Genomic DNA, 4,719 nt, shown 5'->3' with positions numbered 1-4,719 from the left:
GACGTAGTGGAACTTCCCGTACGGGAACCCCGTCGTCACGCCGAGGAACTCGATGGCGTACGTGTAGGCCGTCAACAGGAGGAGCGCGATACCCCGCCCGTCGGTCCACGAGCGGCGTCAACCCGGCGACGAGCGGCGAGCGCATGACGAGCGTCCCGAAGATGATGAGGAAGGGGTTCCGCGCGAGCCACGCCGGGAGCCACGCCTCGTACCCCACCACGAACAGCGCGGCACCGATGAGTGGAAAGACGACCGCGATGGTGAACCGGTTCTCGCGGACGAGCGCGGAAAACCGCGCCTCCGCGGCGCGTCTATCCACGGACGACACCCCACAGGCCGCCCACGGTCAACACGGCCCCGACGACGGTGTTGATGGCCGGATACCACCAGTAGGCGCGTGCGATGTCCACGTCACGGGTGACCCACGCGACGACGAGCAGGGGGTACGCCAGCAGGAGCAGTCCCGCGCGGACGTCGAGGAGCGCGAACAGCCCCGCCGCGAGGAGCCAGCAGACGGCACAGTAAGCGAGGGTTCGGGACTCCCCGAGCACCGTCGCCGTCGTCCGAATCCCGGCGCGACGGTCGGGTTCGATGTCGGGTATCGCGGAGAACGTGTGCATTCCCATCGCCCAGAACCACCCGCCGACCACGGCGAGGAGTGGGGGCTGACTCCCGGCGAGCGCCGCGTAGGCCGCCGCGCCCGGGAGGACGTACAGCCCGTTCGAGAGCGAGTCGAGGAACGGCGTCGTCTTGAACCGGAGCGGCGGCGCGGAGTACTCCGCGCCGAGGACGAGGAAGCCGACGAGCCACGGCCACGCCGCGGACGGCGTGACGAACAGGAACCCGACGCCGAGCGCGGCACAGACCGCGACCGCGACGGGAACCGCTCGGTCCCCTCGATACCGCGATTCTCGTCCCTCTTTCTTCGGGTTCTCCTCGTCCACGTCGGCGTCGAACACGTCGTTGATGCCGTAGAGGAAGACGTTGGCCGGGAACAGGAAGTAGACGAACAGGGCGACCGAGACGGGGGAGAGGAGGTCGCCGACGGTCGATGCGCCGTAGGTCAAACCCACCAGTACCGGCCCGGCGAGATAGAGCCAGAATCGCGGCCTCGACAGCGTGAGGAAGGAACGGATCATCGTGTGTCGGTACTCGACGTTAGTGGTCCTCGACCATGGCGTCCGCGGTGTGTTGGCCGCTGATGAGACACATCGGGACGCCGATGCCGGGTGTGGTGTACGACCCGGTGAAATACAGGCCATCGACCGTCGGCGACCGGTGACCGGGGCGCATCGGCCCGGTCTGCAGGAGCGTGTGGGCGAGGCCGAGCGCGGTTCCCTTCGTGCTGTTGTAGCGGTCGGCGAACTCCGAGACGGAGAAGGACTCCTCGAAGACGATGCGGTCGCGGAGCGAGACGCCCGTGTTCGCCTCGATGTCGTCCAACAGTTTCTCGCGGAAGTTCTCGCGTATCGCCGGGCCGTCGGGCAGTCCGGGCGCGATGGGGACGAGCGCGAACAGGTTGCTGTGTCCCTCGGGCGCGACCGAATCGTCGGTCTTGCTCGGAACGCAGAGGTAGTAGGCCGGGTCGTCGGGCCACGACGGGGTATCGAATATCCGGTCGAAGTGCTCGTTCCAGTCCTCGGGCAGGACGAGCGTGTGGTGGGCGAGCGGTTCCACGTCGCCCTCCACGCCGAGGTACAGGAGGAACGCCGACGGCGCGTAAGTCCGGGACTCCCAGTAGTCGGCGTCGTACTGGCGGGATTCGGGTGGAAGCAGTTCCTGTTCCGTGTGGGCGTAATCCGCGTCGCTCACCACGAGGTCGGCCGCGAGTCGCTCGTCGCCGCTGTGGACGAAGAAATCGCCCTCGTGACCCGTGATGTCCGTCACCTCGTAGTCGGTTCGGAACTCGACGCCCAATTCCCCGCCGAGTTCGACGATGCCGTCCACGACGCCGCCGAGACCGTTTTCCGGGTAGTAGACGCCGAGGTTGAAATCGACGTGGCTCATCAGGTTGTAGATGGCGGGCGTGTTCTTCGGCGACCCGCCGAGGAAGACCAGCGTGTACTGCATTATCTGCTGGAGTCGCGGGTCGTCGAAGTACTGCTCCACGTGGTCCTGCATCGACCCGAGGAGGTTCAGCCCGCGGGCGTTCCGCGCAACGTCCATCGAGACGTAATCCCGGAACCGAGAGCGGTCGGTGTAGACGAAGTGCTCCATTCCGACGCCGTAGTTCTGTTCGGATTGGTCGAGATAGCGCTGGAGCGCCTCGCCAGCGCCCGGTTCGAACGACTCGAACAGCTTCTTGTTCTTCTCCAACTCCGGGAGGATATCGACGAAATCGACCCCTTCGGTTCCGTTCTCGCTCCCATCTCCGTTTTCGTTCCCCCGCCCGTCGCCGTCCTTGAAGAAGATACGGTAGTGCGGGTCGAGTCGCTCCAGTCGGTAGTAGTCGCTCGGCGTGCGGTCGAAGTGACCGAAAAAGCGCTCGAACACGTCGGGCATGAGATACCACGACGGACCCATGTCGAACCGGAAGCCGTCTTCCTCCAGTCTGCTCGCGCGGCCGCCGAGCTGTTCGTTCTTTTCGAGAACCGTCACGTCCGCGCCCGCGTCGGCGAGGTAGCACGCAGTCGAAAGCCCGCCGAAGCCGCTCCCCACGACGACGACGGTGCTGTCCGCGAGATTCATACCGGATGTGGGGGCGCGAAACTGATAAAAACGACCCCCCGACGTGTTGGGTTCCGGTGTGCATAAGGTCGGTTTTTCGGTGGTTTAGCGGGCGTATAACAAAGGTGGCGGAAGTCATAGAAACGGATGCGCCCCTTCCTGACTCGGGCGCGTCAGTCAGTGTGAGCACGCGTATGTCGGCGGTGCCGGAGGCTCTGGCGGGAGGTTGGCTTCCTCCCAAAGTGTCACCAATCCTCTCACGTAAGTTCTCATCCCGAGATACCGTAGACCCCACACTGCGCTATCTCCCTTGCTTTCGATACTATCATTCGGTAGACTTATGTCCGCGTACCTCACCCTGAGTAGCAATAGAGTCGAACCCACGTGGAACTTGACGCATTCTTTCTGTTGTTGGGTGTCGCCGCGCTGTCGTTTCTCGTCGTCGTCTCGCTCTACGTCGTCTGGTCCCGAATCGTGGGGCTCGACCCGACGGTCGCACAGAAGTTCGCCTCGTTCACCGGCATCAAGCGGTTTCTCACCGCGCTCGTTTCGGGTGCCCTGCTGGGAACCGCGGCCGTCATCGCGCCGTCCGTGCCGGTCGGCATCGCGGCCATCGTCATGCTCGCCGCGAGCGCCTTCGCCGCGCTGATGCTGTTCGAACTGGCACAACGGCGCTACGCGAACCGGTCGTGACGGCGTAAGCGTCCCTTGTATGCGGACAAACGGCGACGGAGAGTGTGACACAAAACCGAGATTCCGACGACGGTCACACCGCGTCGGCGACCGCCGAGAGGAGGTCGTCCGGGGACACCACCGTTCCGCGCTCGCGGAGCGACCGGTACCGAACCGCCGCCTCGCTTCCGGCGTAGTTCCTGTCCTCGAAGGGTCGTTCCTCCACGACGACGACCGATTCCGCCTCGGCGGCGGCGTCCAGGTTCGCCACGTTGCCCGTCCCGATTTCCACGTCGGCGATGACGGTCACGTCGGCCTCGCGGATGCGCCGCTCGACGGCGGTTCGCGCCTCGGGGCCGATGGGCGCGAAGGGCTCTTCGGCGACCGTCTCCAGTCCGAGGTGGCGGGCGGTTTCGAGGTCCGAGTCGCCCTCGTTCAACACGCCGACGGACACCTCGTGGCCCGCTGCCGAGAGCAGGTAGAGGAGTCGTGAGACGGTTCCTCCGCCGCCGATGACGTGCACCCGACCGCTCCCGTCATCCCCCCCGTCGCCATCGCCGTCGGTTCCGGCGGTCCGCTCGGGGAGCGCGGTCACGTAGGTCGAGCCGGTCACGGGGTGTCTGGAGACCACCGCGCGAGTGTCGAACGCCTCGCGGAGGGTCTCCTCGGCGAGTACCTCGGTGGGGGTTCCGTCGGCGAGCACGGACCCGTCCGCGAGGAGCAGGAGTTCGTCGCAGTAGTGGGCGGCGAGGTTCAAGTCGTGAATCGCGGCGACGACGGTCTTCCCGTCGGCGACGAGTTCGCGGACGAGTTCGAACGTGCGGACTTGGTGATTGATGTCGAGGCTGGCGGTCGGTTCGTCCAACAGGAGGACGGGGGTGTCCTGTGCGAGCGCCCGCGCCAGTAACACGCGCTGGCGCTCGCCGCCGCTGACCTCGGTGATGGAGCGGTCGGCGAACGCCGACACCTCAGTTCGTTCCATCGCGCGTTCCACCACATCGGTCCCCGTTTCCCCGTCAAATCCGTCGTTCCGCGCGGTTTTTCCGCCTATTTCGCTCCCGAAGCGGGTCCGGTACGGGTTTCGGCCCATCGCCACCACGTCGCGCACGTCGAAATCGAACGAGAGCGAGGTGTCCTGTGGCACGGTCGCCACGCGACGGCTGGCGGCCTTCGAGGAGAGGTCCGCGATGGCGTCGTCGTCCACAACCACGCGGCCCGAATCGGGCGAAAGGGCGCCGTTGGTCGCGCGGAGGAGGGTCGTCTTGCCCGCCCCGTTCGGCCCGACGAGGCCGACGAAACGCCCTTCGTCGATGGACGCCGACACGCCGTCGAGGACCTCGTTCTCGCCGAGCGTTATCGAGACGTCCTCGATTCGAATCA

4 protein-coding genes and 1 pseudogene are annotated in these 4,719 nt (G+C 65.9%); 1 reads left to right on the top strand and 4 read right to left on the bottom strand.

The features are described 5' to 3' along the window. The 3 genes and pseudogenes from BG842_RS09175 to BG842_RS09165 all read right to left on the bottom strand — a co-directional run. Positions 1–319: pseudogene (locus tag BG842_RS09175) on the bottom strand (carotenoid biosynthesis protein); the annotation flags it as partial. After that, positions 312–1,139, bottom strand: coding sequence for a prenyltransferase (locus BG842_RS09170; RefSeq protein ID WP_069450525.1), 828 nt, complete (start codon positions 1,137–1,139; stop codon positions 312–314). The gene BG842_RS09170 and the pseudogene BG842_RS09175, both read right to left, overlap by 8 nt. A 19-nt stretch (positions 1,140–1,158) precedes the next feature. Then, on the bottom strand, positions 1,159–2,688 hold the full coding sequence (locus BG842_RS09165; RefSeq protein ID WP_069450524.1) for an NAD(P)/FAD-dependent oxidoreductase: 1,530 nt from the start codon (positions 2,686–2,688) through the stop codon (positions 1,159–1,161). A 363-nt stretch (positions 2,689–3,051) separates the two neighbouring features. Between BG842_RS09165 and BG842_RS09160 the strand changes: the two genes are divergently transcribed. Continuing rightward, entirely contained in the window at positions 3,052–3,360 is a 309-nt protein-coding gene (locus BG842_RS09160; protein ID WP_007978553.1) for a hypothetical protein, read from the top strand. A 73-nt stretch (positions 3,361–3,433) separates the two neighbouring features. Here BG842_RS09160 and BG842_RS09155 read toward each other — a convergent pair whose 3' ends face one another. Beyond that, positions 3,434–4,717, bottom strand: a complete 1,284-nt coding sequence (locus tag BG842_RS09155; RefSeq protein ID WP_083252480.1) for an ATP-binding cassette domain-containing protein — start codon at positions 4,715–4,717, stop codon at positions 3,434–3,436. Between the last annotated feature and the right edge of the window lie 2 nt (positions 4,718–4,719).

The sequence above is a fragment of the Haladaptatus sp. W1 genome (assembly GCF_001723155.1).
GTDB lineage: Archaea > Halobacteriota > Halobacteria > Halobacteriales > Haladaptataceae > Haladaptatus > Haladaptatus paucihalophilus.
Note: the sequence above shows the minus strand (reverse complement) of the source record. Positions and strands in the feature narration are given on the sequence as shown.